Annotated in this window: 32 protein-coding genes; 19 read left to right on the top strand and 13 right to left on the bottom strand. The window is 69.9% G+C overall.

Annotation, left to right across the window (positions count from 1 at the left end; genetic code table 11):
* The first annotated feature begins 23 nt into the window (after nt 1-23).
* On the top strand, nt 24-863 hold the full coding sequence (locus ACFORO_RS36435) for a CbtA family protein (RefSeq protein ID WP_377876348.1): 840 nt from the start codon (nt 24-26) through the stop codon (nt 861-863).
* Entirely contained in the window at nt 860-1,525 is a 666-nt protein-coding gene (locus ACFORO_RS36440; RefSeq protein WP_377876346.1) for a (2Fe-2S)-binding protein, read from the top strand. Before ACFORO_RS36435 ends, ACFORO_RS36440 begins: the two co-directional genes overlap by 4 nt.
* A 4-nt stretch (nt 1,526-1,529) precedes the next feature.
* Here the strand turns inward: ACFORO_RS36440 and ACFORO_RS36445 are convergent, their stop codons facing one another.
* Nucleotides 1,530-2,099 (bottom strand): DUF3558 family protein, encoded by a 570-nt coding sequence (locus tag ACFORO_RS36445; protein ID WP_377876344.1) that lies wholly within the window; start codon nt 2,097-2,099, stop codon nt 1,530-1,532.
* 185 nt (nt 2,100-2,284) lie between these two features.
* On the opposite strand from ACFORO_RS36445, the gene ACFORO_RS36450 reads away from it, so the two are divergent.
* The 5 genes from ACFORO_RS36450 (at nt 2,285) to ACFORO_RS36470 (ending at nt 7,009) form a co-directional block, all read left to right on the top strand.
* Nucleotides 2,285-2,992, top strand: coding sequence for a DinB family protein (locus tag ACFORO_RS36450; RefSeq protein WP_377876342.1), 708 nt, complete (start codon nt 2,285-2,287; stop codon nt 2,990-2,992).
* Between the two features lie 92 nt (nt 2,993-3,084).
* The gene (locus ACFORO_RS36455; protein WP_354745758.1) at nt 3,085-3,279 is read left to right on the top strand and encodes a hypothetical protein; all 195 of its coding nucleotides are present in this window, start codon (nt 3,085-3,087) and stop codon (nt 3,277-3,279) included.
* 63 nt (nt 3,280-3,342) lie between these two features.
* Nucleotides 3,343-4,095, top strand: coding sequence for a hypothetical protein (locus tag ACFORO_RS36460; RefSeq protein ID WP_377876340.1), 753 nt, complete (start codon nt 3,343-3,345; stop codon nt 4,093-4,095).
* Nucleotides 4,080-4,553, top strand: a complete 474-nt coding sequence (locus ACFORO_RS36465) for a nuclear transport factor 2 family protein (protein WP_377876338.1) — start codon at nt 4,080-4,082, stop codon at nt 4,551-4,553. The genes ACFORO_RS36460 and ACFORO_RS36465 overlap by 16 nt, the downstream gene beginning before the upstream one ends.
* An 83-nt stretch (nt 4,554-4,636) precedes the next feature.
* Complete coding sequence (locus ACFORO_RS36470) at nt 4,637-7,009, top strand: HAD-IC family P-type ATPase (protein WP_377876336.1); 2,373 nt, start codon at nt 4,637-4,639, stop codon at nt 7,007-7,009.
* A gap of 2 nt (nt 7,010-7,011) precedes the next feature.
* Here ACFORO_RS36470 and ACFORO_RS36475 read toward each other — a convergent pair whose 3' ends face one another.
* Both ACFORO_RS36475 and ACFORO_RS36480 read right to left on the bottom strand, forming a co-directional pair.
* Nucleotides 7,012-7,311, bottom strand: a complete 300-nt coding sequence (locus ACFORO_RS36475) for a DUF1918 domain-containing protein (protein WP_377876334.1) — start codon at nt 7,309-7,311, stop codon at nt 7,012-7,014.
* Between the two features lie 374 nt (nt 7,312-7,685).
* A complete protein-coding gene (locus tag ACFORO_RS36480) occupies nt 7,686-8,225 on the bottom strand; it encodes a MarR family winged helix-turn-helix transcriptional regulator (protein ID WP_354745748.1) in 540 nt (179 codons plus the stop codon).
* 116 nt (nt 8,226-8,341) lie between these two features.
* Here ACFORO_RS36480 and ACFORO_RS36485 point away from each other — a divergent pair, with 116 nt between their 5' ends.
* Genes ACFORO_RS36485 through ACFORO_RS36500 form a run of 4 tightly spaced genes read left to right on the top strand, consistent with a single transcriptional unit; the run spans nt 8,342 to nt 11,981 of the window.
* The gene (locus ACFORO_RS36485) at nt 8,342-9,265 is read left to right on the top strand and encodes an ABC transporter substrate-binding protein (RefSeq protein WP_377876331.1); all 924 of its coding nucleotides are present in this window, start codon (nt 8,342-8,344) and stop codon (nt 9,263-9,265) included.
* A 31-nt stretch (nt 9,266-9,296) separates the two neighbouring features.
* On the top strand, nt 9,297-10,265 hold the full coding sequence (locus tag ACFORO_RS36490) for an aldo/keto reductase (RefSeq protein ID WP_377876329.1): 969 nt from the start codon (nt 9,297-9,299) through the stop codon (nt 10,263-10,265).
* A 58-nt stretch (nt 10,266-10,323) separates the two neighbouring features.
* Nucleotides 10,324-11,217: an amino acid ABC transporter permease gene (locus ACFORO_RS36495; RefSeq protein WP_377876327.1), complete on the top strand. Its 894-nt coding sequence runs from the start codon at nt 10,324-10,326 to the stop codon at nt 11,215-11,217.
* Nucleotides 11,214-11,981: an amino acid ABC transporter ATP-binding protein gene (locus tag ACFORO_RS36500; protein ID WP_377876325.1), complete on the top strand. Its 768-nt coding sequence runs from the start codon at nt 11,214-11,216 to the stop codon at nt 11,979-11,981. The genes ACFORO_RS36495 and ACFORO_RS36500 overlap by 4 nt, the downstream gene beginning before the upstream one ends.
* A gap of 28 nt (nt 11,982-12,009) precedes the next feature.
* Here ACFORO_RS36500 and ACFORO_RS36505 read toward each other — a convergent pair whose 3' ends face one another.
* From ACFORO_RS36505 to ACFORO_RS36520, 4 genes are all read right to left on the bottom strand, one after another.
* Entirely contained in the window at nt 12,010-12,747 is a 738-nt protein-coding gene (locus ACFORO_RS36505; RefSeq protein WP_377876323.1) for an alpha/beta fold hydrolase, read from the bottom strand.
* Nucleotides 12,744-13,169 carry a nuclear transport factor 2 family protein gene (locus tag ACFORO_RS36510; RefSeq protein WP_377876321.1) on the bottom strand — a complete coding sequence of 142 codons (426 nt, stop codon included), beginning with the start codon at nt 13,167-13,169 and terminating at the stop codon, nt 12,744-12,746. The genes ACFORO_RS36505 and ACFORO_RS36510 overlap by 4 nt, the downstream gene beginning before the upstream one ends.
* A gap of 69 nt (nt 13,170-13,238) precedes the next feature.
* Nucleotides 13,239-14,231, bottom strand: coding sequence for an AraC family transcriptional regulator (locus ACFORO_RS36515; RefSeq protein ID WP_377876319.1), 993 nt, complete (start codon nt 14,229-14,231; stop codon nt 13,239-13,241).
* Between the two features lie 31 nt (nt 14,232-14,262).
* Nucleotides 14,263-14,616, bottom strand: a complete 354-nt coding sequence (locus tag ACFORO_RS36520; RefSeq protein ID WP_377876317.1) for a hypothetical protein — start codon at nt 14,614-14,616, stop codon at nt 14,263-14,265.
* Nucleotides 14,617-14,752: 136 nt separating this feature from the next.
* Here ACFORO_RS36520 and ACFORO_RS36525 point away from each other — a divergent pair, with 136 nt between their 5' ends.
* Together ACFORO_RS36525 and ACFORO_RS36530 are read left to right on the top strand one after the other, a co-directional pair.
* Nucleotides 14,753-16,084: an MFS transporter gene (locus ACFORO_RS36525; protein ID WP_377876316.1), complete on the top strand. Its 1,332-nt coding sequence runs from the start codon at nt 14,753-14,755 to the stop codon at nt 16,082-16,084.
* Complete coding sequence (locus ACFORO_RS36530; RefSeq protein ID WP_377876314.1) at nt 16,084-16,635, top strand: flavin reductase family protein; 552 nt, start codon at nt 16,084-16,086, stop codon at nt 16,633-16,635. Before ACFORO_RS36525 ends, ACFORO_RS36530 begins: the two co-directional genes overlap by 1 nt.
* Here ACFORO_RS36530 and ACFORO_RS36535 read toward each other — a convergent pair.
* Nucleotides 16,593-17,435 (bottom strand): PaaX family transcriptional regulator, encoded by an 843-nt coding sequence (locus ACFORO_RS36535; RefSeq protein WP_377876312.1) that lies wholly within the window; start codon nt 17,433-17,435, stop codon nt 16,593-16,595. The genes ACFORO_RS36530 and ACFORO_RS36535 overlap by 43 nt on opposite strands.
* Nucleotides 17,436-17,520: 85 nt before the next feature.
* On the opposite strand from ACFORO_RS36535, the gene ACFORO_RS36540 reads away from it, so the two are divergent.
* The 5 genes from ACFORO_RS36540 to ACFORO_RS36560 are packed head-to-tail and all read left to right on the top strand — an operon-like array spanning nt 17,521 to nt 20,969.
* Nucleotides 17,521-18,711, top strand: coding sequence for an acyl-CoA dehydrogenase family protein (locus tag ACFORO_RS36540; RefSeq protein WP_377876310.1), 1,191 nt, complete (start codon nt 17,521-17,523; stop codon nt 18,709-18,711).
* Nucleotides 18,708-18,974 (top strand): TIGR04076 family protein, encoded by a 267-nt coding sequence (locus ACFORO_RS36545; protein ID WP_377876308.1) that lies wholly within the window; start codon nt 18,708-18,710, stop codon nt 18,972-18,974. Before ACFORO_RS36540 ends, ACFORO_RS36545 begins: the two co-directional genes overlap by 4 nt.
* Nucleotides 18,971-19,249 carry a TIGR04076 family protein gene (locus ACFORO_RS36550; RefSeq protein WP_377896721.1) on the top strand — a complete coding sequence of 93 codons (279 nt, stop codon included), beginning with the start codon at nt 18,971-18,973 and terminating at the stop codon, nt 19,247-19,249. Before ACFORO_RS36545 ends, ACFORO_RS36550 begins: the two co-directional genes overlap by 4 nt.
* Before the next feature lie 2 nt (nt 19,250-19,251).
* Nucleotides 19,252-20,274, top strand: a complete 1,023-nt coding sequence (locus tag ACFORO_RS36555) for an LLM class flavin-dependent oxidoreductase (RefSeq protein ID WP_377876304.1) — start codon at nt 19,252-19,254, stop codon at nt 20,272-20,274.
* Entirely contained in the window at nt 20,271-20,969 is a 699-nt protein-coding gene (locus ACFORO_RS36560) for a hypothetical protein (RefSeq protein WP_377876302.1), read from the top strand. Before ACFORO_RS36555 ends, ACFORO_RS36560 begins: the two co-directional genes overlap by 4 nt.
* Here the strand turns inward: ACFORO_RS36560 and ACFORO_RS36565 are convergent.
* Genes ACFORO_RS36565 through ACFORO_RS36585 form a run of 5 tightly spaced genes read right to left on the bottom strand, consistent with a single transcriptional unit; the run spans nt 20,905 to nt 25,580 of the window.
* A complete protein-coding gene (locus tag ACFORO_RS36565; protein WP_377876300.1) occupies nt 20,905-22,428 on the bottom strand; it encodes a serine hydrolase domain-containing protein in 1,524 nt (507 codons plus the stop codon). The two genes, ACFORO_RS36560 and ACFORO_RS36565, sit on opposite strands and share 65 nt — an antisense overlap.
* A complete protein-coding gene (locus ACFORO_RS36570; RefSeq protein WP_377876298.1) occupies nt 22,425-23,237 on the bottom strand; it encodes an amino acid ABC transporter permease in 813 nt (270 codons plus the stop codon). Before ACFORO_RS36570 ends, ACFORO_RS36565 begins: the two co-directional genes overlap by 4 nt.
* Nucleotides 23,234-23,872, bottom strand: a complete 639-nt coding sequence (locus ACFORO_RS36575; RefSeq protein ID WP_354745728.1) for an amino acid ABC transporter permease — start codon at nt 23,870-23,872, stop codon at nt 23,234-23,236. Before ACFORO_RS36575 ends, ACFORO_RS36570 begins: the two co-directional genes overlap by 4 nt.
* Nucleotides 23,873-23,885: 13 nt before the next feature.
* Nucleotides 23,886-24,818: a transporter substrate-binding domain-containing protein gene (locus tag ACFORO_RS36580; RefSeq protein ID WP_377876296.1), complete on the bottom strand. Its 933-nt coding sequence runs from the start codon at nt 24,816-24,818 to the stop codon at nt 23,886-23,888.
* Between the two features lie 15 nt (nt 24,819-24,833).
* Nucleotides 24,834-25,580 carry an amino acid ABC transporter ATP-binding protein gene (locus ACFORO_RS36585; RefSeq protein WP_354745725.1) on the bottom strand — a complete coding sequence of 249 codons (747 nt, stop codon included), beginning with the start codon at nt 25,578-25,580 and terminating at the stop codon, nt 24,834-24,836.
* Nucleotides 25,581-25,673: 93 nt separating this feature from the next.
* Between ACFORO_RS36585 and ACFORO_RS36590 the strand changes: the two genes are divergently transcribed.
* A complete protein-coding gene (locus tag ACFORO_RS36590; protein WP_377876293.1) occupies nt 25,674-26,546 on the top strand; it encodes a MurR/RpiR family transcriptional regulator in 873 nt (290 codons plus the stop codon).
* Nucleotides 26,547-26,925 lie beyond the last annotated feature (379 nt).

A 26,925-nucleotide genomic window follows, 5' to 3' on the forward strand; every position in this document is an offset into this window, starting at 1 on the left:
CGCCCGGAACGGACAACCGAACAATGCAGAACAAGCTTATTCTGCGCGGCCTCCTCGCCGGAGCGCTGGGCGGATTGCTGGCGTTCGTCTTCGCGCGGATCTTCGCCGAACCGCTGACCCAAGCGGCCATCGACTACGAATCCGGCCGCGACGAGGCGCAGATGGCGCTCGACAAGGCCGCCGGGATGGCGAGCGAACACGAGGGCCACGAGATTTTCAGCCGGGCCGTCCAGGGCAACCTCGGCATCGGGCTCGGCATGGTGCTCTTCGGAGTGGCGATGGGCCTGCTGTTCGCGGTGACCTACACCGTGCTGCTGGGCCGCGTCGGCCGGATCCGCGCGCGGGTGCTGGCGGTGCTCGTGGCCGGGGCGGGGTTCCTGTCGCTGTACCTCGTGCCGTTCCTGAAATACCCGGCCAACCCGCCGGCGGTCGGTCACGAGGCCACCATCGGCGCGCGCACCGGGCTGTACCTGACCATGGTCGTCGCGTCGGTGGTCTTCCTGGTCGCGGCCGTCGTCGTGGGCAAACGGCTCGCGCCGCGGCTGGGCAACTGGAACGCGACGCTCGTCGCGGGCGCCGGGTTCGTCGTGCTGTCCGCGCTCCTGATGGCGCTGCTGCCGTCGCTCGGGTCGCTGGCCAGCAATGTCGCCGAGTACGGGCCGCAGACCAGCGAAACCCCACTGCCGCTCAAAGGCCCCGACGGCCAGATCGTGTACCCCGGATTCCCCGCCGACACGCTCGTCGGATTCCGGCTCTACTCGGTGCTGGCGCAGGTCGTCCTGTGGGCGACCATCGCGCTCGTGTTCGGCCCGCTCGCCGAACGCGTGCTGGACCGCGGGCGCGCGGTTACCGTCGAGGCGTGAACCCGCTGACCGGACTGGGCCCGTTCTTCGCCGTCGACACGCATTCGGCCGAGGAACCCGCCGAGCCGTGGCGTCCGCTGTCCGAAGTCCTCGATGACGGCCCGGTGCTGCGGAGGCGAATCGCGCAGAACCGGGCCGTGCTCGGTGGCGATTTCGTGGAATTGCGGGTCGCGGCGTCGATCGCGCATCTCGGGCTGGCCGCGCGGCTCCTTTCGCCCGCGTTGGGTCTTGCCGTCGGCGCGGGAGCGGTTCCGGACTACTCGAAGGCTTGGTGGCAGCCGAAGCTCGGCGGTGCTTTTCCGTTGTCCTTGAAGGAGAATCCGCCGGTTGAGTCCGATGTGGTCAGTGCCTTCGCGGAACGGGTGCTGCGCGGTCCGTTGGCACGGTTGGACAAGGCGATGGCGCAGTTCTCGCTGGCGGAGAACGTCCGGCGGGGGAATGTCGCGTCGGCGCTGAACGGGGCGGTGACGGTCTTGCGGTCCGAGCGTCCAGAGTGGACTGGCCGGGTCGTCGAAATCGTTGCCGCGCTAGAGGAGCTGCCGGAGCTGGCTGGTACCGCGACTCGGGAGAACGGTCGGTTTCGGCGTCGCAGCTGCTGTCTGTTTTATCGGGCGACGCCGGATCGTGACGGTCCGAAGTGCGGGGACTGCGTGCTGGTTTGACCGGTCAGGGTGCGCGGTTGGCTTGGTAGGCGACCATGATTCCGGCGAATCGGTCGGCTTCGTAGCAAGGGTCCCCGTACGCCTCCAGCTTGGGATCGGTGGCCGTGACGGTGACGTTGAGCAGGGTGTCGTCGGCGACGCCGGTTTCGACGGTGCAGTGGCCGTCGTGGTCGTCTCGGTGGACGCCGGGGTAGCTGTGGACGAAGACCGGGGTGAAGTTCGCCACCGCGGCTCGGCGGTGGTATAGCGCTTCAATCCCGCCTGAGGTGGTGTCGACAGAAGCGACGTACGTCAGGGCCTTCGTGTCGTGGGGGATCCAGGTGCAGGTGGTTTTCCCGGCGGCGGGGGAGGCGGTTCCCTGGTTGCTGACAAAGAACATGGTCAGCTGGTGAGAGGTCATCAGGTCGCAGGGCTTGGTGGTGAACTGCGTGAGATCCAGCGGGGCGTCGGGCAGCGGCGGCGACAGGCGCGGCGGTGGCGGCGCGGACGAGCAGCCTGCGACGCCGAGGAGGAGCGCGAGCAGCAAGCCCGTACGGCGACTGCCGCCGGGAGGCACGATTTTGTTCGGCGCCACGGAATTGAGCATAGCCGCATTTCGGTGCCCTCGGTTTCCGGTCTAAAGGCAGTGAAAGACCGTTTTGTGCGGCCGAATACCGAAATCTTCCCGGGTGGTTTCCCGGCGCGGCGATCGGCCGGGAGGACCGTCCCGCACGCCGAGGGCGGCCGGTTTTGTCGGTGCCCGGACCTAGGATGCGGAGCATGAAACGGTATGTCGACGAGGACCTGCACGGTGCGGAGTTCCGCGAGTGCGATCTGACGGGGGCGCGCCTGATCGGTGTCGTCATGCAGGACGCCGTGATCGACGGGCTCGTCTCCCACCTCGTGGTGAACGGGGTCGAGGTCGGCGAGTACGTCGAGGCGGAGCTGGACCGGCGGCATCCGGTGCGGGTGCTGATCCGCTCCGAGGACCCCGCCGATCTGCGCGAGGCGGCGCGTCAGCTCCGCGAAGGCTGGGCCGCCACGGTCGAGCGGATCCGCCGTACGCCCGGCGTCGAGGGCCGCAGCGTGAACGACGAGTGGTCGGCGGCGCAGACGATGCGCCATCTGGTCTTCGTCCACGATTCGTGGTTCCGCCGCTGCTGCCTGGGCTCGACGGAGCTGTTCACGCCGATGGGCATCGGGCCGGATGCCGAGCCCTACCGCGAAGCGCACGGCCTGGACCGCTCGCTCGACCCGTCGCTCGACGAGATCGTGCGCGTGCGCGACGCACAAGCCGCCGAGCTTGAGGCCTGGCTTGACGAGGTCACCGCGGCACAGCTCGCGGCGCCGGCGCCGGTGCCCGAAGACGATGTCTGGCCGCCGTACGCGCGGGGCCGTTCGGTGCGGCAGTGCCTCCGCACGGTGCTCAACGAGACCTTCGAGCACCACGGCTTCTGCGTCCGCGACCTCGACCTGATCGAGGCATAGGGCCTGATCTCAGGCTCGCCGAGACGGCCAGTGGACCTGCGATCGAGATCTGCGCGGGGAACACTGGCGAAGGAGAGCGTCGGGAGGTTGCCATGCGGAGGAACTATTGGACCTACAGCGCCGGGCTGCTCGTCGCGTGGGCGCTGGTCTTCCTGCTCACCGGCCTGCTTCGCGGCGGACACGAGGTGCAGGTCGTGCTGCCGGTGTTCGGCGGGTTCTGCATCGGCTGGGTGAGCACCACCATCGCGCGGTATGTGTACCCGCCGCCGAAGCAGTGGCTGAGCTGAACCCGTCCCGGTCGCCGAGACGATCGCCGCCACCGCCGCGCCGTTGTTCGTAGGCTCGGCCCGGTGTTGTCCGAACGAGCGTTCTTCTCCTTCGTCGCATTGGCCGACCCTTCGCGGAAACGCGAGTACAACGAGTGGCACCAGCTGGACCACCTGCCGGAGAACCTGCGCCTCCCCGGCGTCGCGCACGGCGACCGCTGGGCCTGGACCGGCGACGGCACGGCGAGCCCGGAGCTGGCTGGCGTCGACTACGTCGCGATGTACTGGTTCCGCCCGCCGTACGAGCAAAGCGTGGCCGAATGGCGCAAACTCGGCGAAGACTCGTTCCAATGGGGCCGCGGACCGCTGATTCCGGGCGTGCGGCGGCCGTTGCTGGGGTTCTTCACGCCGGTGCTCGGCTACGTCGCGCCGCGCGTCCGGCTGTCCGCGGACGCGCTGCCGTTCCGGCCGAACCGCGGACTGCACGTCACGGTCACCGAACTGGCCGAACCGCACAGCGGCGAGGCGCACGCGCAGTTCGCGTGGCAGGACCGGACGCGCATTCCCGACCTGCTGACCTGTCCGGGCGTCGCCGGAGCCTGGACGTTCTCCTTCCTTGGCAGGCAGCAGCATTCGACGCTGAACATCGGTTCCGCGGAGGAGCGCAGGCCGGGCTCGCTGCGAGTCCGGCTGCTGTACCTGGACGAGGACCCGGCCGAGGTGAGCCGCGAAATCGCCGCGCGGGAACGCCACTGGGAGCCCGCGCCGCATGCCGAGGCCGAGCGGGTGCTGCTGTCCGGACCGGTCCGGACGATCGTGCCTTGGCAGGACTGGTGATCCCCGTCGAGGAGTGGGCCGCGCTGCACGATCTCGTGCACCGTTACGCCGCCCGCGTCGACGAGCGCGATTTCGCCGGGGTCGCCCAGCTGTTCGGCGACGACGGGGTGCTCGTGCTGCCGGATCCGCCTCGCGAGTTCGGCCCGGTCCACGAGCATCGTGGTCCGGAAGCCGTCGCAGCGGCCTTGTCTGTGCTGGACGACGTGCCGCTGACCGCGCACGGCATCACCGGGACAGTCTTCGATCCCGAGGACGATACGGCGACCGCACGCGGACGGATCACTTGCGTTGCCCACCACGTGACCCCGCGCGACGGACGCTTCGCCGACGCCGTGTGGCATCTGCACTACCTCGACCGCTACACCAAGACCGGTGGCGGATGGCGGTTCGCGCGCCGTGAGGTGCACCTCGATCTGATCGGAACGAGGGAGGTCCGCGCGTCCCGTCTCGGGCGGTGACCTGCGCCGAGTCACCCGAACGGGCGGACCCGCCGGGGCGGCGACGTGACGGGTTTGCCCGGAAACTGCGTAAGGTCGAACCCATGCCAGGGGACGACGGCCTGCTCACGCAGGACAGCACGCGCGGGCTCACCGCGGCCGAGGTGGCCGAGCGGGTCGCCGCGGGACGGACCAACGACGTGCCCTCGCGCACGAGCCGCAGCGCGTGGGAGATCGTCCGGTCGAATGTCTTCACCCGGATCAACGCGATCTTCGCGGTGCTCGCGGTCATCATCTTCTCCACCGGCTACCTGCTGGACGGGCTGTTCGCCGGGGTCATCGTGGCGAACAGCGTCGTCGGCATCGTGCAGGAGCTGCGCGCCAAGCGGACGCTGGACCGGCTCGCGATCGTCGGCCAGGTGCGCCCGCGCGTGCGCCGCGACGGGACGAGCGGCGAGCTGGCCCCGGAAGAGGTCGTCGCCGACGACGTGATCGAGATCGGCGCGGGCGACCAGGTCGTGGTCGACGGCGAGGTGCTGTCCGCCGATGCGCTGGAGGTCGACGAATCGCTGCTCACCGGCGAATCGGACCCGGTGGTGAAGCGCGCGGGCGACCCGATCATGTCCGGCAGTTTCGTGGTGGCCGGGAACGGCGCGTACCGGGCGACGAAGGTCGGCTCGGAGGCGTACGCGGCGAAGCTGGCCGAGGAGGCGGGCCGGTTCACGCTGGTCGATTCGGAGCTGCGGAACGGGATCAACAAGATCCTGAAGGTCATCACGTACCTGCTGGTCCCGGCCGGCGCGCTGTCGATCTACAACCAGCTTTCCGGTTCGCAGAAGCTGCCCGACGCGCTGCGCGGGATGGTCGCGGCGCTCGTCCCGATGGTCCCCGAAGGCCTGATCCTGCTGACGTCGGTCGCGTTCGCGGTCGGCGTGATCCGGCTGGGCCGCAGGCAATGCCTGGTCAACGAGCTGCCCGCGATCGAGGGCTTGGCCCGCGTGGATGTCGTGTGCGCGGACAAGACCGGCACGCTCACCGAGAACACCATGCGGCTGGCCGAACTGCGGCGGCTGCACGAGGCGGGCGAGGCGCCGGAGACGGTGCTGGCCGCGCTCGCCGCGGCCGATCCGCGCCCGAACGCCAGCCTGGTCGCGATCGCGGAGGGCTGCCCGGCCGCGCCGGACTGGACGCCGACCGCCGTGGTGCCGTTCTCGTCGGCGCGGAAGTGGAGCGGCGCGGCCTTCGGCGAGCACGGCGACTGGGTGCTCGGCGCGCCGGACGTGCTGCTGCCCGCCGAATCGGAGGAGCGCGCGGAAGCCGAACGGATCGGCGCGCAGGGACTGCGGGTGCTGCTGCTCGGCCGCGCGGCGAACGCCGTGGACGCGCCGGACGGGCCGGGCGAGGTCACGCCGGTGGCGCTGGCCGTGCTGGAGCAGAAAATCCGCGGCGACGCCCGCGAGACGCTCGACTATTTCGCCGCCCAAGGCGTTGCGGTGAAACTGATTTCAGGCGACAACGCGGTGTCGGTCGGCGGTGTGGCCCGTGCGCTGGCGCTGCCCGGCGGCGAGGCCCCGGTCGATGCGCGAACGCTGTCCGAAGACCCCGGCAAGCTGGCTGAGGAGCTGGAAGGCACCGCCGTGTTCGGCCGCGCGACGCCCGCGCAGAAACGGGCGATGGTCGCGGCTCTGCAGGCTCGCGGACACACCGTCGCGATGACCGGCGACGGCGTCAACGACGTCCTCGCCTTGAAGGATTCCGACGTCGGCGTCGCGATGGGCGCGGGCAGCCCGGCGACCCGGTCGGTCGCGCAGATCGTGTTGCTGGACAACGCTTTCGCGACCCTGCCGTACGTCGTGGGCGAAGGCCGCCGGGTGATCGGCAACATCGAACGCGTCGCGAACCTGTTCCTCACCAAGACCGTGTACTCGGTGCTGCTGGCGCTGATCGTCGGCGTGCCCGGCCTGATCGGCCAGGACGCGATGCCGTACCCGTTCCTGCCCCGGCACGTCACGATCGTCGGCTGGTTCACCATCGGCCTGCCCGCCTTCGTGCTGTCGCTCGCCCCCAACAACGACCGCGCGCGCAGCGGCTTCGTCGGCCGCGTGCTGCGGATGGCGATCCCGGCCGGGGTGGTGATCGGGGCCGCGTCGTTCGTCGCGTACATCCTGGTCCATCCCGGCAACGCGACCACCCATGCCGAGCAGGTCCAGGCGAGCACCACGGCGCTGATGACGTTGATGGCACTGGCATTGTGGGTGCTGGCGGTCGTCGCGCGGCCCTACACCTGGTGGAAGGCCGCGCTGGTGGCGACGATGGCGGTGGTTTCGGCGCTGATGTTCCTGCTGCCGTGGACGCGCGAGACTTTCGAGCTCGACCCGAGCAACACCGGCTACACGCTGACGGCAGTGTGTTGTGCCGCGGCGGGAGTGGTGCTGATCGAGATCGGGCGCTGGATCGGGAACCGGATCGGGAAATAGCCTCACCGCGGAACGGGAGGTTCGCGGCGGTTTGCCACCCGAGGGCTGTGAGGGGAACCCTGAGGGACTCTGATTCCCTCAGGGTTCCCCTCACGGACGGTCCGGGCGGGCAGCTCGGCGTCGGTCAGCACGATCGCGTCCGGCCCCGGGAAGACCGTCGACTCGTGGTCCGCGCCGAGCCAGCGGACGGTGAACGGCGGGTCCCCGTCCGGCGACCCCACGGCCACGATGCGGCCCCGGTGCTCCGGCACGTCCACGTGGATTCCTTTCACGACCAGCCAATCTCCGCGCTGTGCGTGCATGGTTCCTCCTCTGGCGGATGACGACGCCCGGAGCGACACCTCGCCGCGCCGGGCGCGAAACCTCGAAGTAGTCCGATCGGGGGTAAGCAAGTGACTTTTCGTGTTCCGCGCGGCGGCATCGGGCGGAAGGACGCCGCGAACTGGCCTCGCTTGTCGACGGCCTGGCAGGCCTGTCGTACGGCGGGGAAGTTGTTGACCAGCGGACGCACGCCCCGCACACGGGCTGCCTCCGCTGGTGCCGACGACGAACTGCTGCGGGCTACCCGACATCAGCCGCGCGGAGCCGATGCGGGCGCAGTATCCGAAGTTGCCGCACGGGTTGGCAGGAGCGGAGTCGCCCGCGAGCATCTGAGCGAACGCACGACCCAAGACGCTCAGGCCCGCCGCTGAACGTCCTGAGTCTGCATCAGCTTCGTCAGCAACCCCACCAGTTGCCCCCGCTCCTCAGCCGTCAGCGTCGCCGCCCAATGCTGTTCCCCCGCGTTGTACGCGGCGAAGCAACGCGCGAACGTCTCCTGCCCCTCGGGCGTCAAATGCAGCAGCACCGTCCGCCGGTCCTCTTGCGACGGTTCCTTCCCGACCAACCCGTTCGCGGCCAGGTTCTCCACCGCGGCCGACACCGCCGCCCGGCTCATCCCCGACAGCGCTGCCACTCTGCGCAACTCCAGCGGGCCGGAAGCCGACAGCACCAGCAGCAGCCGCAAACCGGTGCTGCTCAGCTGAGCCGATTCGTTCAGTCTGATCTCGCCGAGGCGGGCGTGCAGGTCGTAGGACAGCAGGTCGGTGGCCCGGTGCAGGGTCATCACCAGCCGCATCGCGTCCGGGTCGACCTCGGGCAGGGTTTCGCTCACCGAGCGGACCGCGTGGTCGACAAAGGTCCAGTAATCCGGTTCGGCGGCTTCGGGCTCCCTCACGCCTCTCGATCATGCCAGGTTCCGCGAGATTGTCAAAGGTTGAACGTCAAAGCCTTGACAATGTTCGGGACCGGCTTCTAGCGTTCCCGGCGTCCGAGAGAGCAATGGAGGTCTCGATGCGACACCGAACCCGAGGGCGCGTTGCCGCCGCCGCGTGTGCGGCGCTCGTGGCGTTGAGCGGTTGCGCCGCTCCGCAGGAGCCCGCGCCGGAAGGCGTGCCGAAGAAAGGGGCCGGGGCGGAGGCGGCGGTCCAGGCCGACGCCGGGCTCAGTGCGCTCGTGCCGCAGCGGTACCGGGACAAGAAAACGATCACCGTCGCTACCAGTGCGAGTGTCCCGCCGCTCGCGTTTGTCAACAGCGGCAACAACAACGAGATCACCGGCGTGGTCGTCGACCTGACGAAGGCGTGGACCGCGCTGCTCGGCCTGGACGTGCAGGTGGTGCGCACCGAGGGCGGCAACGTCATGCCGGGTGTCCTTTCCGGACGGTTCGACGCCGTGATGTCGGTGGGGGACTTCAAATCCCGGCAACCCACGATGGACTTCGTCGACTTCCTGCGCGGCGGCACCGCGCTGATGGTCCGTTCCGGGAACCCGCACGGCGTCAAGGGAATCGACGATCTGTGCGGCCGTTCGCTGGCCATCGGGCGCGGGTCGATCGAGGAGACCGACGCGCAGCGGGTCAGCAAGGAATGCGTCGGCAGCGGCAAGCCCGCGGTGAACATCAACGCGTTCGCCGACGGGCAGGCGATGGTGCTGGCCCTGCAGAGCGACCGCGTCGAGACCGCGTGGAACGACATCGCGCCGGCGAACTACCTGATCAAGCAGAACCCCGGCCAGTTCGAGCTGACCGGCGACGGCGTGCACTGGCTCGCGCCGTACGCGGCCGGGTTCCGCAAGGACGACACGCAGTTGCGCGACGCCGCGCAGCGTGCGCTGCAGAAGCTCGTCGAGGACGGCACCTACCGCAAGATCCTCGACGAATGGGGACAGGGCTCGATCGCCGTCGACCGGGTCGCGGTCAACGGTTCCCAGTTCTGAGCCGCCCGGTCCAACGAAGAAGGAGAAACACATGGACTACCGTCGCATCGGCCGCGAGGGGCCCACGGTTTCCGCGCTGTCGCTCGGGTCGTGGAACACCTACAGCCGGATGACGTTCGAAGCGGGCGTCGCGCTCGTCCGGCGCGCGTTCGACCTCGGCATCGATTTCCTCGACGTCGCTTACTACCGCGACAAACCCCATACCGAGGTGCTGCTCGGCCGGATCCTCGACGTCGTCGGGAAACCTCGCGAGGAATACGCGATCGCCGAAAAGGTCTGGTATTTCGACTATCCGCGGCAGCCGCTCGCCGAACAGCTCGACGAATCGCTCGTCCGGCTCGGCACCGATTACGTCGACGTCATCATCACCGAGCACCCGCGGCCCGGGATGGACGTCGCCGCGATCACCGAGGAACTCGCCGGACTCGTCACCAGCGGCCGTGCCCGCAGCTGGGGCGCGCTGAACTGGTCGGCCGCCGACCTCCGCACCGCTTACGACCACGCCGCGGCGCAGGGAATTCCGACCCCGCAGCTCGTCCAGCTCAAGTACAGTGTCGCGCGCAGGTCCGTTGTGGACAGTGCGGAGTACCAGAAGCTGTTCGCCGAAACGGGAATCTCGCTGCACGCCTCCGACACCATGGAGGGCGGAATCCTCGCCGGAAAGCTCGACCCCGAACGCAAGATCGGCATCGACACCGGCGGCATCCGCGAGCGCATCAAGGAACTCGTGCCTCGTTTGAAGGAGATCGCGGCCTCGTTCGACGCGAGCCCGTCGCAGCTCGCGCTCGCGTTCTGCCTGGCGCAGCCGGCGACGGCGTCGGTGCTGTTCGGTTCCACCCGGATCGCGCAGATCGAGGACAACGTCCGCGCGGTCGAGCTGGCCAGTACCCGCGGCGCGGGGATCGTGGCCGCGCTGGCCGGTCTCGGCGTGGCGGGCCACGAGAACGACGCGCCCTATCCGCACACCGAACGGACGCTCGGCGAGTTCGTCACCGTCTGACCCGCTCGGCGGCCGTCCCCGCGACGGCCGCCGTCCGGGCCGCTCTGAAGGAGCCCTGATGTCGACCCCCACCTCCACCCGCGCGCCCGTCGAGGCTCCGGCGAGCGTCCGGTTCGCCCGGCGACGGCAGCCGGCGCGCTGGCTCACCGCGGGCGTCGCGCTCGTGCTGGCCGCGATGTTCGCGCACTTCCTGATCACCAACCCGCGCTGGGACTGGCGTCTCGTCGGCGGGTACCTGTTCTCGGCCGACATCCTGCGCGGCCTGCTGAACACGGTGCTGCTGACCCTGCTCAGCAGCGCGGCCGGGCTCGTGGTGGGCGTGGTCGTCGCGCTGATGCGGCTGTCCGACGACCCGGTCCTGCGCTGGGTCGCGACCGCCTACATCTGGTTCATCCGCGCCATCCCGGCGCTGGTGCTGCTCCTGCTGATCTTCTTTCTCGGCGCGCTGCTGCCGAAGCTGTCGCTCGGCATCCCGTTCGGCCCGGAGTTCCTCAGCGTGCCGACGAACCGGCTGATCTCGCAGTTCTCCGCCGCGGTCGTCGGGCTCGCGCTGGTGCTCGGCGCGTACAGCGCGGAGATCTTCCGCGCCGGGATCCTGTCGGTGCCCGCCGGGCAGCTGGAAGCCGCGACCGCGCTCGCGATGACGCGGCGGCAACGATTGCGCAGAGTCGTTCTGCCGCAGGCGATCCGCGTGATCATCCCGCCGCTGAGCAACGAGCTCGTGACCATGTTCAAGAACACCTCGCTGGTGTCGGTGGTCGGCTACACCGAGTTGCTCACCACCGTGCAGCTCATCTACGGCCGCACCTACCAGACCATTCCGCTGCTGCTGGTCGCCTGCCTGTGGTACCTCGTGCTGACCAGCCTCGCGATGATCGGCCAGCGCTACCTCGAACGCCGTTTCGGCCGCGGGTTCACCGCGGGCCGCCCGGGCAAGGAGTACTCGCGATGACGTTCCTGCGGCTGTCCGGCGTGCGCAAGAGCTTCGGCCCGCTCGAAGTGCTGCGCGGCGTGGACCTCGACGTCGGCCAGGGCGAGGTGGTGTGCCTGATCGGGCCGTCCGGTTCGGGCAAAAGCACACTGCTGCGCTGTGTCAACCATCTGGAAACGCTGGACGGCGGCGAGATCCGGCTCGAAGACGAACTGATCGGCTACACGCGCAAAGGCGACACGTACTACCCGCTCAGCGACCGTGCGGCGGCCCGGCAGCGGCGTCGGTTCGGGATGGTGTTTCAGGGCTTCCATTTGTTCCCGCACCTCACTGTGCTGGAAAACGTCGTCGAAGCGCCCACGCGGGTCCTGCGCCGGTCTCGTGGCGAGTGCGCTGAGCAGGCGCACGAGTTGCTCGCGTCGGTCGGGTTGGCCGAGAAGCACGCGGCGTATCCGCGCGAGTTGTCCGGCGGACAGCAGCAGCGGGTCGCGATCGCGCGGGCGCTGGCGATGGAGCCGGACGTGATGCTGTTCGACGAGCCGACGTCGGCGCTCGACCCGGAACTGGTCGGCGAAGTCCTCGGCGTGATGCGGCGGCTCGCGCAGCGGACGATGACGATGATCGTGGTGACGCACGAGATCGGCTTCGCGCGGCAAGTGTCGGACCGCGTGGCGGTGATGGACGGCGGGACGATCGTGGAGCTGGGCACGCCGGCGGAGGTGCTGGGCGCGCCGAAACACCGGACGACACAAGCGTTTGTGCGGTCGCTGGGGGAGCGGGGCTGAGGGAGGGCCGGGCAGGCCCTCCCTCGCGCTAGCCGCTCAGGCTGGCCACGAACTCGTCGTTGAACCGCTGCCCGATCCGCTGCACCGCGTGCGGACTGCCCGGGAACAGCACCCGCCTGGCGGACAACCCCTCCGCCAGCGCATCAGCGACATCCTCGAACCCCGGGGTGCCGCCGCCGGTCACGACCAGCTTCTGGAAGGACGTGCGGGCCAGCGCTTCCACCGGCACACCTGTCTCCCACGGCCGTTCCGTCATCAGGTTGCGGGCAGCCTCCAGCAACGGCGGCGGAAGCGGCGACGGCAACGGCAGATCGACGTTCAGCACCCGAAGAAACCCAGCCACGAACGTCGCCGGGTCGCTGTCCGCGGTGTCGGCCCAGTAGTCGCGGAGGGCAACCGCGAGCCGGTCAGCAGCAGGACGGCCGGAGCCGTTCGGCAGGGCGGGCGGCTCGACCACGGTGAGCGACCAGACCTGGTCCGGCGCGAGAGCGGCGGCGCGCATGGCGACCACGCCGCCCATTGAGGTGCCGAGCAGGTGTGCGCCGTCGCCGAGGAGTTCGGCTACGTCAGCGGCGTCCCGGTCGGGATCGATGCGGTTGGTCGGCGGGCTGGGCCGGTATCCCCTGCGGTACGGGGCGATGATCCGGAACCGGTCGGCGAGCGCCTGCTGCTCGCCGAACGCGGTGGCGGCCGAGCTCAGGCTGCCGTGCACCATGACGATCGGCGGGCCGGATTCTCCCCACCGTTCGACGGCCAGGTCCGTCATCGCGCGGCCGCCTCGGCGCGGGCGAAGACACCGCGGTCAATGTCCAGGCGGCGGGATTCGAAGCGCCAGCCGTCGGCGGTGCGGACCGCGACGTCCTGGTAGACGCCGGTGGCGATGATGAACGGCGGCGCTTCTACCTGCAGTTTGGTGACCAGGCAGGTCACTGTCGCGCGGTCGCTGTCGCCGGTGACGACGTAGTTCGTCAGGAGGTGGCGGGCACCGTCTTCTTTGCCGGCGGCGATGTGGCCTTGGATGAACTCGGTCCGTTCGGCGCGGCCGGTGAAGGTGCCATAGGTGGAAATGAACTGTCCGTCCGGGACCCAGGCATCGACCCAACCGTCGACGTCGTGGTTGTCGAGGGCGCGCATTTGGTTATTCGAGAGCTCGACGATCGCGAGTTTGTCCTCATTGGATAGTGGCATGACGGCGGGTCTCCTCAGGCGGTGCGGAGTTGCGATGCGCAGAAGTCTGCGCAGCCCGCCGCGTCGGGACTATCGCCTGAGCGAAACGCCGTCGTCGGTTTCGCGCAGCACCGCGGACGGCGATTCGCCGAACCGGCGCTTGAACTGGGCGGCGAAATCGCCGAGATGCACGAAGCCGCAAGCGGTCGCGGTCGCGGTGACCGTGGTGCTGGCCGGATCTGCCGCGGCCAGCAGTGCGCGAGCTCGGTCCAGCCGTTGTTCGCGGAGCCATTCGCTGAGGGTCCGGCCGGTTTCGCGGCGGAAGCCGAGTTGCAGGCTGCGCAGCGACACCCCGCAATGCCGGGCCACCGCCGCCATCGAAAACGACTCCGGCAGGTGCGCCAGCAGGTAGTCCATCGCCCGGCGGACCCGGGCTGACGACGGCGGTTTCGCTTCGGCGGCAAGCGTTTCGCTGAGGGTGTTCGGGTGGCCGAGCAGCAACGTCTCGGCCAGCAGCGCTTCGAGGTGCCCGGGCCGCGCGCCGCCGCCGGACAGGTGGATCGCGGCTTCGGCCAGCGCCAGCACGCCGGGGGAGACGGCGTTCGCCCGAAGCTCGAACTGCACCGCGATCGTGCCGGGCACCCCGGCGAGCAGCGCGGCGGTCCGCTCGACCAGCGGCCGGTCGAGGCGCAGCACGACCTGGTCGAACTCGCCGTCGAGGTCGAGCCGGAACGCGCGGTACGGGCTCACGACCGATGCCGTGCCCGGCCGCAGCACCGCGCTCGTCGCGCCGTAGGCGAACCGCGCCCGGCCGCCGACCGGCAGCGACAGCAGGAACTCGTCCTGTTCGGGAGCCAGTTCCGAAATGCTCACGGCCGCGCCGTACCGCAGCCGGTTGAGCGAGACCGAACCGGCGGCGAGGTGGTCGAGCCGCGCGGAAAGCCGGCGCTCGCGGACCCGCAACGTGTGCGGGCGCAGGGCGGAACTGCACGCGCCGACGACCTCGTCCACGTCGTCGGCCGCGCGCACCATCCGTTCCCCGCGCTCCCGCACGAGTTCGGCGATCCCGGCCAAGCGGCTCATCTGCGGGATCGTACGTCGGCTGCGGCTGTGGTCAAGAGCGCCGGTACCACCCGATGGCGCACCCGCACCCGCGTCCGGCTTGTTCGATCGCGTTCTGGTCGAGACCTTGCCCGTCCGCAGTCGCTTCCGGTAGCCAGGCCGCGCAGTACTCATGCCCGTACCGCTCCAGAAACCCGACCACCTCCCGTGTAGCCACCGCCGGAAACCCGAGCCGAGGACGGAGTTTCGCGAGCCGCCGAGCCGGACGCAGCCCGTGCGCGGACAGCACCTGCGCGGCTGCTTCCGCGACGGCGATGTCGCATTCGGACAACACGAGCAAACCCAGCCGGACTCCGGCGGGACGGAACCGTTCGGCGAAGAAACAGGACGCGGGATCGTCTGCCATGCCCGGTACCGTACGCGGTTAATAGACGTCGCAGTAGGCTGTCCTGTAGATTACCGCGCTACCCGGGCAGCGCGGCCTCGGCCGCCGCCCACCACACCACGTCAGCGAAGACGACCGGGCGCACAGGAGGTGCGGGGTGGCGGACAACTCTCGCGAAATCACCATCGACCCACGGAAAAGTCCGGCGACCGAACGCGCGAGGGGGAACTCCGCGTTCCTCGTGGCGGCGGGCGCGACGGCCCTCGAGTACTACGATTTCATGCTGTTCGGCATCGCCGCGTCGATCATGTTCGGCCCGGTGTTCTTCCCGGTGGCCAACCCGCTGACCGCCACCCTGCTCGCGCTCGCGAGTTTCGGCGTCGGCTTCGTGGCGCGCCCGCTCGGCGGGATCCTGTCCGGGCATTTCGGCGACCGCTACGGCCGCCGTCCCGTGCTGCTCGCTTCGCTGGTCGCGATGGGCACGGCGACGACGCTCGTCGGCTTGCTGCCCGGGTACCGCCAGATCGGCTGGTGGGCTCCGGTTCTCCTGGTGGTGCTGCGGCTGGTGCAGGGACTGGCGACCGGAGGCGAGAGCGGCGGCGCGATCGTCTACGGCGTCGAGAACGCGCCGGCGGGCAAACGCGGCGTGTTCGGCAGTTACTCCGGCATGGGCCAGAGTTTCGGCGCGCTGCTCGCGATCGGCGCGTTCACGGCCGTTTCGGCGGCGATGCCGGAAAGCGCGCTGCTCAGCTGGGGCTGGCGCGTCCCGTTCCTGGCGGGCGGGATCGTGACGCTGATCGGCATCCTGGCGTTGGCGCGCACCCGCGACACCAAGGACTTCGTCGCCGAGGTCGGCGCCGGGAAGGCCGGCCGGACGCCGTTGCGGGTGCTGTTCCGTGAACATCCGCGTGCGCTCCTGCTGGCGACCGGCCTGAGCGTCGGCACGAACGGCCTCATCTACATCCTGCTCACCTTCGCGATCACCTACAGCAAAGACAACGGCTGGTCCGGTTCGCACGCGCTGGCCGGGCAGGTCGTGCTCGTCGCGGCGGTCGCCGCCGCGGTGATCTTCGCCGGTGCGCTCGCCGACCGGATCGGCGCGCACAAAGCGGTGGTGCTCGGCGCGGTGCTGACCGCGGTGTTCAACTTCGTCCTCTTCGGCGTGATCGCGGGACACAGCCAGGTCGCGTTCTTCGCGGCGTTCGCCGTCGCCGGGGTGATCAACGCGCTGATCACGGGGCCGACGCCGGTCTACTTCGCGAGCCTCTTCCCGACCAAGGTCCGCTACAGCGGCGTTTCGCTCGCATACCAGACCGGTGCGGCCATCAGCGGATTCGCGCCCGCGGCGGCGGTGTTCTTGTTCGACGTCTCCGGACAGGCGGTGTGGTCGGTGCCGTTGTTCGGCGTGCTGCTGGCGGGGATCCTCGCGGTCTGCACGCTGCTGCTGCGAAGCAGCGCGCGGGAATTCGAGACGGAAGGGGAGCGGTGATGACGGCGAACCGGCTGGGTTCCAGTGTCGTGGCGCACGAGACCGATCCGGTGGACCCGGGCAGCCTGCGCGCGGTGATGCGAGGGTTCGCGACCGGAGTGACCGTCGTGGCCACCGCCGACGAGGACCGGATGTTCGCCGCAGTGGTCAACTCGTTCACTTCGGTTTCCCTTGCCCCGCCGCTGATCCTGGTGTGCTTGAAGACCGGTTCGCGGACCTGCGCCGCGATCGAGCGGCGAGGGTTCTTCAGCGTCTGCGTGCTGGCCGACGACCATCAGCGGCATTCCGAGCGGCTGGCCCGTTCTCAGCCCGCTGTGGACGATGAAGCCTTCGAGTTCGCGCACGGGCTTCCGGTAATCCGGGACGCCCCGGCCGGCCTGCTGTGCCGAGTGGACTCGACGCTGGTGAAGGGCGACCACGTGATCGTGATCGGCTGCGTCGTGGCGACCAAGCTGGCCGAGCGGGACCCGTTGCTGTTCTACAACGGACAGTACCGGGTGCTGCCCGGTCAGGGAGTCGCGGACGCGGGGTCGACGGCCTCGGCGAAGTAGGCGCCCGCGCGCGGCCGGAGCGCGTCGAGGGCCTCGTGGTACACCGCGAGCGCCTTCGCCCGCGCTCCGGCGTGCGGTGTCCACAGTGGAGGAAGCTCCGGGTCGAGGTTCGCGAAGGACCGGAACGTGTGCAGCATCGTGGTGCACGCGAGGAACGCGTCTTCCGGCGCCGATTCCGGTTCGGCCGCGAGCGCGGCGTAGCGCCGGGCGAACCGTTCGTACTGCCCGGCGAGGTCGTCGAGCCGCCACAGATGGCTCAGCAGCGCGGCGGGCACGGTCTCCTCGTCCAGCTGGCATTGGAAAATCGCGACCTCGTCGGAGATGCCGAGCAGTTTCGCGTAGTCCTTCACCTCGCGCAGGTAGTCCTTCGGCGAGGCCCACACGGCTTCCTGCAGCTGCCCGAACCCGTGGAACCGCAACTGCTTGACGAAATTCGACCGGTCGGCCTTGCGGCTGTCGCCGAGGTTGTGCCACACGACGGTCCAGGTTTTGGGCGTGTCGTCGGCCGCCGCGAGCGTGGCGAGCCGGTTGTCGCCGTCCTCGAGCAGATGCAGCGCGCGCGGGCTGAGCGTGTAGGAGATCGCGCGGCCGCGGCGGTGCCGTTCGGCGAGCCCGCGGTGCACCATCCGGTTGAGCGTGATCCGGCCGGTCGCGGTGGTGACGCCGAACTTTTCGAGCAGCACGACGAGCCCGCCGGACCACATGGGCGCCGTCCTCGGGTGCAGGTACGCGCCGAACATGCTGAAGAGCAGGCCCTGCGGTTTCGGGTCGAACAGCGGATCGTCGGTCGAGGTGCGCAAGCCGCCAGCATAGCCCAGCCGTCGTGGCGCCTGACTGGTCCCAAATAGTTGACAGTGCGCTCCGGTGCGATGAAGAATACCGGCTATGACGTCGACCTACGCAAAGCCCGGCGAGGTCCGGGGGAACGAATGGCAGGCCCCGTTGTCGAGCGCGGCGGTGCGGGCCAACGCCGTCGCGCTGGGCCCGCTGGTCCGCGCCGAAGCTGACCGATGCGAGTCCGAAGCCCGGCTTTCCGGCACTCTGATGCGCGCGTTCCGCGACGCGGGCCTGTTCCAGATGGGGTTCCCGGCGAGCCGTGGCGGCCTCGAAATGCCGCTCGCGGACCAGCTCGCGGTCGTCGCGGAGATCGCGCGCCACGACGCGGGCGCCGGCTGGAATGTCGCGGTGCTCAACGCGTCGGGCTACTACGCCGGACGGCTGGGGCAGGCCGCATACGACGAGCTGTACCCGACGCGAGACCTGCCGACCGGCGGCTCGTTCCACCCGCCCGGCCGCGCGGAGATCGTTGACGGCGGCTATCTGGTGAGCGGCCGCTGGGACTGGGGGAGCGGCACCCCGACGGCCGAGCGCATCGTCGGCGGCTGTCTCGTCTACCGCGAAGGCGAACCGGTGCGGCGCGCCGACGAACGTCAGATCCTGCTGGGCGTCTGGCTTCCGCGCGCCGCGGTCCGGCACGCCGGGAACTGGCAGGCGCTGGGAATCCGGGGATCCGGCAGCGGATCGTACGAGATCGCCGAGCCGGTTTTCGTTCCGGAGACGCATGTTTTCGACCGGGAGGCTCCGCCGGACCCGGACGCGGATCCGCTCAACAAGCACGTCGGCCTGTTGTTCTTCCCGCTGACCGGGGTGTGCCTCGGGCTGGCTCGGCACGTGGTCGAACTGACGCTGGACGCCGTCCGCACGCGCTGCCGCGGCAAGGTGTCCACACTGGACACCGCGACGAAGCAGCAGTTCGGGCAGGCGGCCGCCGAGACGGACCTGGTGTACCGCGGCATCGAGGAAGTCGCCAGCCGCGCCGACGAGGCGATCTTCACGCCGGGGCGCGTGCTGGATCCGGTCGAGGAGGCGCGGCTGCGGGTCGCCAACAGCCAAGCGGGCGAGACCCTGCGGCGAGTCCTCGACCTGTGCGTCGATCTCTACGGTTCGCGCTACATCTACCAGTCCGATCCGCTGGAACGGGTCATCCGTGACGCGTGGGGCGCGCTCGCGCACTTCGGCGCGAAGAAGTTCCACTGGGCTGGGTACGCCGAAGAACTGCTGGGAGCCGCTTCGTGACGACCGTGCGCGTGGTGGTCGAAGAGGGTGCTTCGCCGCGCTGCGGTCTCGCGACGGACGACGCGTTCGAGGTGACCGGCCCGGTGTTGCGGATTCCGTCCGGCAAGCCGTTCTGTCTTCAGGCGATGCTGGCCGCGGTCCCGCTCGTGATGTCCAAAATGGATCCTCGGCCGCCGGGGGATTGGCTGGAGCGCAAGCCGTTCGTGTGCTGCCCCGACCCGGACGACGACGTCCTGCTCCGGCTCGAACGGGTCGGGCCGTGACCGCGCGCCTGCGGTGCACGGTCGAATCGATGAACTACTCGGCCTGCGAACTGGCCGTCGGGGACAGCTTCGACCTCGGCGACCGCGGCGTCGAACTGCCGGAGGGGCGCGGGTTCTGCATGTTCGCGATCTCCGCCGTCGCGTCCGCGCTCGCCGGACGGGCCGGGCCGGAACCCCTGTCGGCGTGGCTGGCCCGCGAACCGCTCGTCGCCTGCCCCGATCCGCCGGAGAACTTGGTCATGCGGGTGCGCGCACTGCCGGAGAAAGGACCGTGAACATGGAACGCGACCTCGTAGTGAGCGTGCGGGTCGGCGCGGCGGGCCACGGGACGCGCGGCCTGACCGCGGCGGCGGTCAACGCCGAGGAGGCCGGATTCGACCAGGTCTGGGCGGGCAACGACATCTTCGGGCCGCCGGGCATCGCCGGGCTCGCTTCGATGCTGCTGGGGACCAGCCGGATCTCGGTGGGCGCCGGCGTGCTCGACCCGGTGTCGATCCACCCCGTGCAGATCGCGCAGCTGGCGAGCGGTTTCCAGGAAATGTCCGGCGACCGGTTCCTGCTCGGTCTCGGCGCGGGTTCGGACCTGTTCCTGGGCTGGGCCGGGCTGAAACCAGCGAAACCGGTGGTGCGCACGCGGGAAGCGATCGTCGCGATCCGCGAGCTGACCTGCGGCCGCAGTCCCGCGGGCGTGCCCGGGGCAGGGGACTTCTGGTCCGGGCAAGCACGGATCCAGCAGCCGCGCCCAGTGCCGATCTACGTCGGTGCGATGGGACCCAGGATGCTGGAAATGACCGGCCGGCACGCCGACGGCGCGCTGCCGCTCTGCCTGCCGCCGCGCCAGGTTTACCGCGCGATGGAGCAGATCGGCGCCGGTGCCGCGAAGGCGGGACGCGCGATGGCCGATCTCGATGTCGCCGCGTGCCTGTGGTGCTCGATCGACACCGACGCGGCCGCGGCGCGACGATTGCTCGCCCGGCACATCGCGCACTACAGCGGCTCGCTGAGCACCGACGCGCTGGTCGCGAACGGCCTCGATCCAGAGGAATTCGCGCGGACCCAGCAGTTGGTGCTCGACGGTGACGAGGACGCCGCGATCGACACGGTGCTCACGTCCTCGACGATGCTCGGCCTGGGGATCGCGGGCGGGGCGGCCGAGGTGATCGAGCAGTGCGGGACGTTGATCGAGGCGGGAGCGCGGCATTTGTCGTTCGGCCCGCCGATGGGCCCGGACGCGCTGGCCGCGGTGGCATTGCTGGGCAAAGAGGTTTTGCCGGTGCTGCGCTCTGAGTTCGGCTCGTGAACGGCAGGATCGCCGGGCAGGCAAGCGCGTTCGGAGCTCGCGCCGTGCTCGGCGTCATCGTGATCGGCGGCCGCCGTGCGAGGATCCGCGGCGACGTCGGCTGTCTGGAGACCTACTCGGAACCCGTCGTCTTCGAGACGGCGGCGGACACCTCGATGCAGCAGGTCTTCGACGGCCGCGAGCGCGAAATGCTGCCGTCCCTCGCCGAGGCCGGGCAGGCGCTGCTCGAGCGCGGCGCGACGATCCTCACCACGACCTGCGGCCTCCTGACCACCCTCCAGCACGACCTGGCCGCACGGTTCGCCGCTCCGGTCGCGGTCTCCCCATTGCTCCAGGCACCGCCGCTGCTGAAGGCCGTCGCGCCCCGGAAAATCGGGGTGATCACGGCGATCGCGGATCTCCTCACCCCCGCCAGACTGGCCGCGGCGGGGATTGCCCCGGAGCGCGCCGAGGTGCTGGATCTGTCCGGGACGCGGCATTTCCTCCCAGCGCTGCGGGACGGCCTCGCCATCGACCCTCAGCTCGCGGAACGAGAGATCCGCGAGTCCGTGCAGGCAGTCAGTCCAGAGGTTGGCGCGCTCGTAGTCGAATGCGCCAACCTCCCGCCCTACCGCGCCGCTTTGCGGGCTGCTACCGGACTGCCGGTGTGGGACGCGCTCGACCAGCTTCGGTGGCTTGCCCGAGCGTGGCAATGACCACCGGACGTTCGGTCGGGCCGCTGTTGACATTCGTCCGACGGTGCCAGCGCAACTGACCGTCACCGAACTCGAGGGTGACGGTGTCGTGGAACGGCGACTCCACGAAGTACCACTCCAACACCAATTCGCGCGGAGAGCTCCACTGAGCCGCGGCGAGGACGCGCGTTGATTCGGCCTGGTACGAGTGGTGCAGCTGCCAGGTGCTGACGCCGGTGTCCGACTCGACCCACGTGGACAGTCCACAACGGACCGAATGGCGGCCGCGGGCGTCATCCAAGGTCACCACGAGAACGTCATCGTCCACAGTGAACGAGATTTCCGAGAGTCCGTCCTCATTGGACTCGCACTCGTACCGCTGGCCGTCCAGCGCAACGGACGTCGGCGAAAGCGCGGGGGCGGCCACATCGGCCAGATCGGCAGCCAGTGAAGAATCGGCCGCAGTGGACGGAGTGCCGTCGAACGCGGGCACCAGCAGGTCGTGCACCAGGCCGGACAGCAGCCGGTGCTTGCCGTGCGTGATGCTGCCGGTCGTGACGACCACCGCGTCGTGCTGGGGGAGCACGAAGACGTCCTGGCCGAACATTCCCGACGCCCGGTAGCCGCCGTCGGCGTCGAGCCACAGCTGGTAGCCGTAGCCCTCCGGCCGTTCGTCCGCGCCGGTGCCGGAAACCGGGACGAATTCGGTGCCGTTCCACGTTCCGGCGTCGGCGTTCTGGACGTGCCACGCCGTGGCCTCGCGCACCCAGCCCGCGGGCAGGATCCGCTCGCCCTGCCAGAGTCCGTCGTGCAGGTGCAGGACGCCCCACTTCAGGAAGTCGATGCTGCGCAGGCTGAGGCCGTTCCCGCCGGAGCAGATGCCTTCCGGATCGGTGTCCCAGCTGTGCCCGGCGAAACCGAGCGGTTCGAACAGCCTCGGCCGCAGATAGTCGAAGACCGATTGGCCGGACGTCCGTTGCACGATGGCGGACAGCATGTGCGACGTCGCGCTGGAGTAGGTGAATGCCTTGCCCGGCGGCAGGTCCACGGGCGTGCGCAGGTATTCCCGCACCCAGCTGGTCTTCAGCAGCCGCCAGGTCTTGCCGGACAGGCCGACGCGGTGTCCGGTCCGCATGGTCAGCAGGTCTTCGACGGTGATCGCGCGCAGGTGCTCCGACGCGTCGGGCGGCACGAGCTCCGGGAAGAACGACACGAGGCGGTCGTCGAGGCGCAGCAGGCCTTCGTCCAAGGCGAGTCCGATCGCCGTGCCGACAAAGGACTTCGTCGCCGAATGTGTCGTATGTGGACGGTCCGCGCGATACGGCCACCAGTAGTGCTCGAAGGCCAGCTTGCCTGACCGGTACACGAGGAGACTGTCGAGCGAGATCCCGTCGGCGGTCAGCCGCTGCAGGAAACCGCGCACGCCTTGGGCGTCGAGGCCCGCTTCGGACGGGAAGACGGAGGGGAAGGCAGAGGTCACGAAGGCTCCCGGACGAGTGTTTTCTTGCGGTTCGCGAGCCGTTCGGCGACCCGCGAGAGTGCGATGTTGACGACGATGTAGAGCAGCCCGGCCCCGACGTACGCCTGGATGAAATCGCCGCTGAACTCGCCGAGCACCTTGCCGTTGTTCAGCAGCTCGGCGATGCCGACGACGTAGCCGAGGCTGGATTCCTTGATCACCCGCACGGTCTGGCTGATCAGCGCGGGCGCGAGCGCGCGGGCCGCCTGCGGGAGCACGACGAACGCCATGGTCTCCCAGTGCCGCAGGCCGATCGCGTGCCCGGCCTCGCTCTGCCCGCGGCCCACCGCGAGGATTCCGGCCCGGACGATCTCGGCGAAGATCGCGCCCGCGTGGGCGACGATCGCCAGCACCAGCTGCCAGAAGATCGGCACCCGGACGCCGAGCAGCGGCAGTCCGAACATGAAGAAGAACAGGATCAGCAGCAGCGGCATCGCGCGGAAGAACTCGATCACGGTGGCGCACGGCCAGCTCAGCCACCGCTTCCGGCTCAACCGGCCCAGCGCGAGCAACACGCCGGCCGCGACCGACAGCACCGTGGACACCAGGCCGACCAGCAGCGTCATCACCAGGCCTTGCACCAGGAATCGCAGCATCGCGCCGTCGACCAGGATCGCCCAGCGGGCCGGGTCGAGCTGGCCGGAGGCGCCGAGCCGCACGAGGACCAGGGTCAGCAGCCCGAGCAGCACGAGTCCGCACAGGACGGACACGGTGCGCAGCCGGGCCTTGGCCTTCGGGCCGAGCGCGTCGAACAGGATGTCGTCGTTCACCGGAGCACCCGGACCTTTCGCTCGACGAGCCGCACGACCCCGCTGACCGCCAGGTTGATCACGAGATAACCGCAGGCCGCGACGGCGAAGGCCAGGATCGGCTCGGCGGTCTCGAGGTTGAACGAGCGGGTTTCGAGGGTCAGTTCGTCCACGCCGACGGCCGCGCCGAGCGCCGACCCGAGCGCGACGTTGATCAGGATCGTGCCCAGCGGCTGCACCATCGCGCGAAACGCTTGCGGCAGCAGGACATCCAGTACGACCCGGCGGAACGGCAGCCCGATCGCCCTGGCCGCCTCGACCTGTCCGCGATCCACCGCGCGGATGCCCGAGCGAATGGTCTCGCAGACGTACGCGGCGAAGTAGACGCCGAGCGCGAGCACTAGACACCAGAACAACGGAATCAGTACGCCAGCGTCAGGCAGCCCGAAGATGAGCAGCACGGCGATCAGCAGCAACGGCGAGTTGCGGACAAGATCTACATACAGTCGGCCGGCGACGCGCAGCGGCCGGACCGGGCTGATCCGGCAGATCGCGACGACGCAGCCGAGGACGAGCGCGAGCGGAAAGGCGCACGCGGTGAGCAGCAGAGTGGTGGTGAAACCGCCGAGGATTTCCCCAGCATGACCGGAAAGCACGGGCGATCTCCCTTCAGGAGCCGGGGACTGAGCCGGGCCGGGGCGGCTCGGGGGCGGGGCCGGAGACGAGCGGGCCGACGGTCTGCTCCCACAGCCGCCGCCAGCTTCCGTCGGCGGTGATGCGCTGCAGGAAGCCGACGACGATCTGCTTGAACGCCGGATCGTCCTTCGGCAGCCCGATGCCGAACGGGCTGCTGCCGTACGTCGCGGGTGTCATCCGAAGCCGCGCGTCGACCGCCGCCTTGCCGAGCAGGATCGCGGTGTTCGCCGACCACGCCTGGACCCGGCCCTGCCGCACCGCGGCGGCGCACTGGCTCGATTCCTCGAACACCACCGCGCGGGCCTGCGGACACGCCTTCTGCAGCGCTTCCTGCGCCGCGCCGGGCTGGACCGCGACGTCTTTGCCCGCCAGCTCGCGCACGGTCGTGACCTGCGGACCATCCGCGCCGACGACGATGCCAGAACGCGCGACGTAGTACGGCCCGGCGAAGGAGACGAGCCGCGCCCGGCTTTTGCTGATCGTGTAAGTACAGACGGCGACATCGACGGATTGGTTCTGCAGGATCGCTTCGCGCGTGTCGGCGCCGCCGGTGATGGTGTCCACCTCGGGCGTGCCGAGCAGGTATTTGGCCAGCAGCTGGGCGATCCCGATGTCGAAACCGGTGATCTTGCCGGTCGCCGGGTTCATCATGCCGAACCCGGGCGTGGTCACCGAACCGGACTGCCGCAGCACGCCCTGGGCGCGGATCCGGCGCAGCGTCGGCGTTTCCGGCAGGCCGGAGCCGACCGGACCGCGCGCGACGGCATCGGCTTGGTCGAGGGTGGCGTAGGCGGGATTGCCCGCGGTACGGGTGGTTCCGCCGCCGCAGGACGCGAGCAACGGGACCGCGCCAGCGGCGAGCAGACCGGCGCGCAACGCGGTCCGGCGGGGGAGAGGAGCGGGCATCAGGGGCCTCCGGGCTCAGTGGCTGAGCACGCGGGCGAGGAAATCGCGCGCGCGTTCGGTCTGCGGCGAGCCGAAGAAGACGTCCGGCGCGGCGGATTCGGCGATCCGGCCGTCGGCCATGAACACGACGCGGTCGGCGGCCTTGCGGGCGAAGCCCATCTCGTGGGTCACCACGATCATGGTCATGCCGTCGGCGGCGAGCGCGGTCATCACGTCGAGCACCTCGTGGATCATCTCGGGGTCGAGCGCGCTGGTCGGTTCGTCGAACAGCAGCACGCGCGGCTCCATCGCCAGCGCGCGGGCGATCGCGACCCGCTGCTGCTGCCCGCCGGACAGCTGCGCCGGGTACTTGTCGCCGTGCGCGCCGACGCCCACCCGCTCCAGCAGTTCGTCGGCGCGTTGGTGCGCCTCGGCGCGGCTGAGCCCGCGCACGCGGACCGGGCCGAGCATGACGTTGTCCCGCACCGTTTTGTGCGCGAAGAGGTTGAAGGACTGGAACACCATGCCGACGTCCGCGCGCAGCCGGGCGAGGTCCGCGCCCTCGGCGGGCAGCGGGCGGCCTTCGATCTCGATCGAGCCCTCGTCCGCGGTCTCGAGCCGGTTGACGCAGCGGCAGAGCGTCGATTTCCCGGACCCGGACGGGCCGATGACCACGACGACTTCGCCGCGCCGGACGTCGAGGTCGATCCCGGTCAGCACCCGGGCCGATCCGAACGACTTGCCGACGCCGCGCAGCCGTACCAGGGGCTGATCTGTGCTCATGAGCGCTCCTCGTCGAGCTGGCGGTAGGGTTCACTACACAACGGAGAACCCTCCGGCATCTTGTAGTAGCAACTACGTCCAGTCAAGGGTGTCATGTCCACTACTTATCTCGGCGGCGACCACTTCGACGACCACGTCCGCGCCCGGCTCGACGACCTCAAGCCCGCCGAACGCCAGGTCGCCCGGTTCATGCTGGCCAACCCGAACGAGGTGCTGTTCTCCTCGGCCGGAGACCTCGGCGCGGCGGCCGGGACCAGCGACGCGACCGTCGTCCGCACCGCGAAAGCGCTCGGCTATTCGGGCCTGCCGGAGCTGAAACGCCACCTCGGCCAGACCTTCACCGCGCGCACCGAGCCGACCGTCCGGCTGAGCGCGGCGATCGAGAACCTCGGGTCCACCGGGTCGCGCCAGATCGACCGGGTGATGGCCGACAGCGCGGAGCGGCTGCAGGAAATGCAGCGGCAGCTCGCGCCGGAGGCGGTCGAGGAGGCGGCGCAATTGCTGCTCGACGCGCGGATGGTGTTCACCTGGGGGCTCGGGCTGTCGTCGGTCTGCGCCGAGTACGCCGCGTTCCGGCTCGCCCGTCGCGGGCTGGTGACGCGGCACTGCGACGACACGGGGTTCCGGCTCGCGGACGCGTTGCTCCCGTTGAATGCCGACGACGCGGTGCTGGTGTACGTCCCGGCGCGGCAGAACCGCGATGTCGAGCTGATCCTGCGCTACGCGGAGGACGTCGGCGCGGCGGTAGTGCTCGTGACGAGCCAGCTGTCGGCGGATCTCGAAGCCCGGGTCCGCGTGGTGCTGCCGGCCCCGGATTCCCCGACGAAATTCACCGGCGAAACCCTGACCGCCTCGATCGTCACCGACATCCTCGCGCACACCATCGCGAGCCGGGAGCCGGACCGCGCGAAGACGACCGCGGACCTGCTGACGCGCCTCCGGGCGGACCTCGGAGAGCGGAAGTAGCCGTCTCGCCTGCCGCCTCGTGAGTGGGAGTGGCTGCGTCGCCCATCGCCTCGTGAGCGGAGGTAGCCGCCTCGCCCATCGCCTCGTGAGTGGAAGTAGTTGCGTCGCCCGCCGCCTCGTGAGTGGCGATGCTCGTTAGAACCGGCGTCGCCACTCGCGAGGCTTGCCCAGCCGCCGCGGGCTTCAGGCTTGTCCGCCCCCGCCCCGCCCCGCCCTCCGGCCCCTGCCCTGCGCCCCCGCGCTCCCGCCCCCGAGCCCCTCTGCCCCTCGCGCCCTCTGCTCCCCGCCCCTCGCACCGCACTGCGGCAGCGTGCCTGTACTGCGCGGGCGGGTGTCGTGAGTGCCGATCCCGGTTAGAACCGTGATCGCCCCTCGCAAC

This window comes from Amycolatopsis halotolerans, from assembly GCF_042647905.1.
Lineage (GTDB): Bacteria > Actinomycetota > Actinomycetes > Mycobacteriales > Pseudonocardiaceae > Amycolatopsis > Amycolatopsis halotolerans.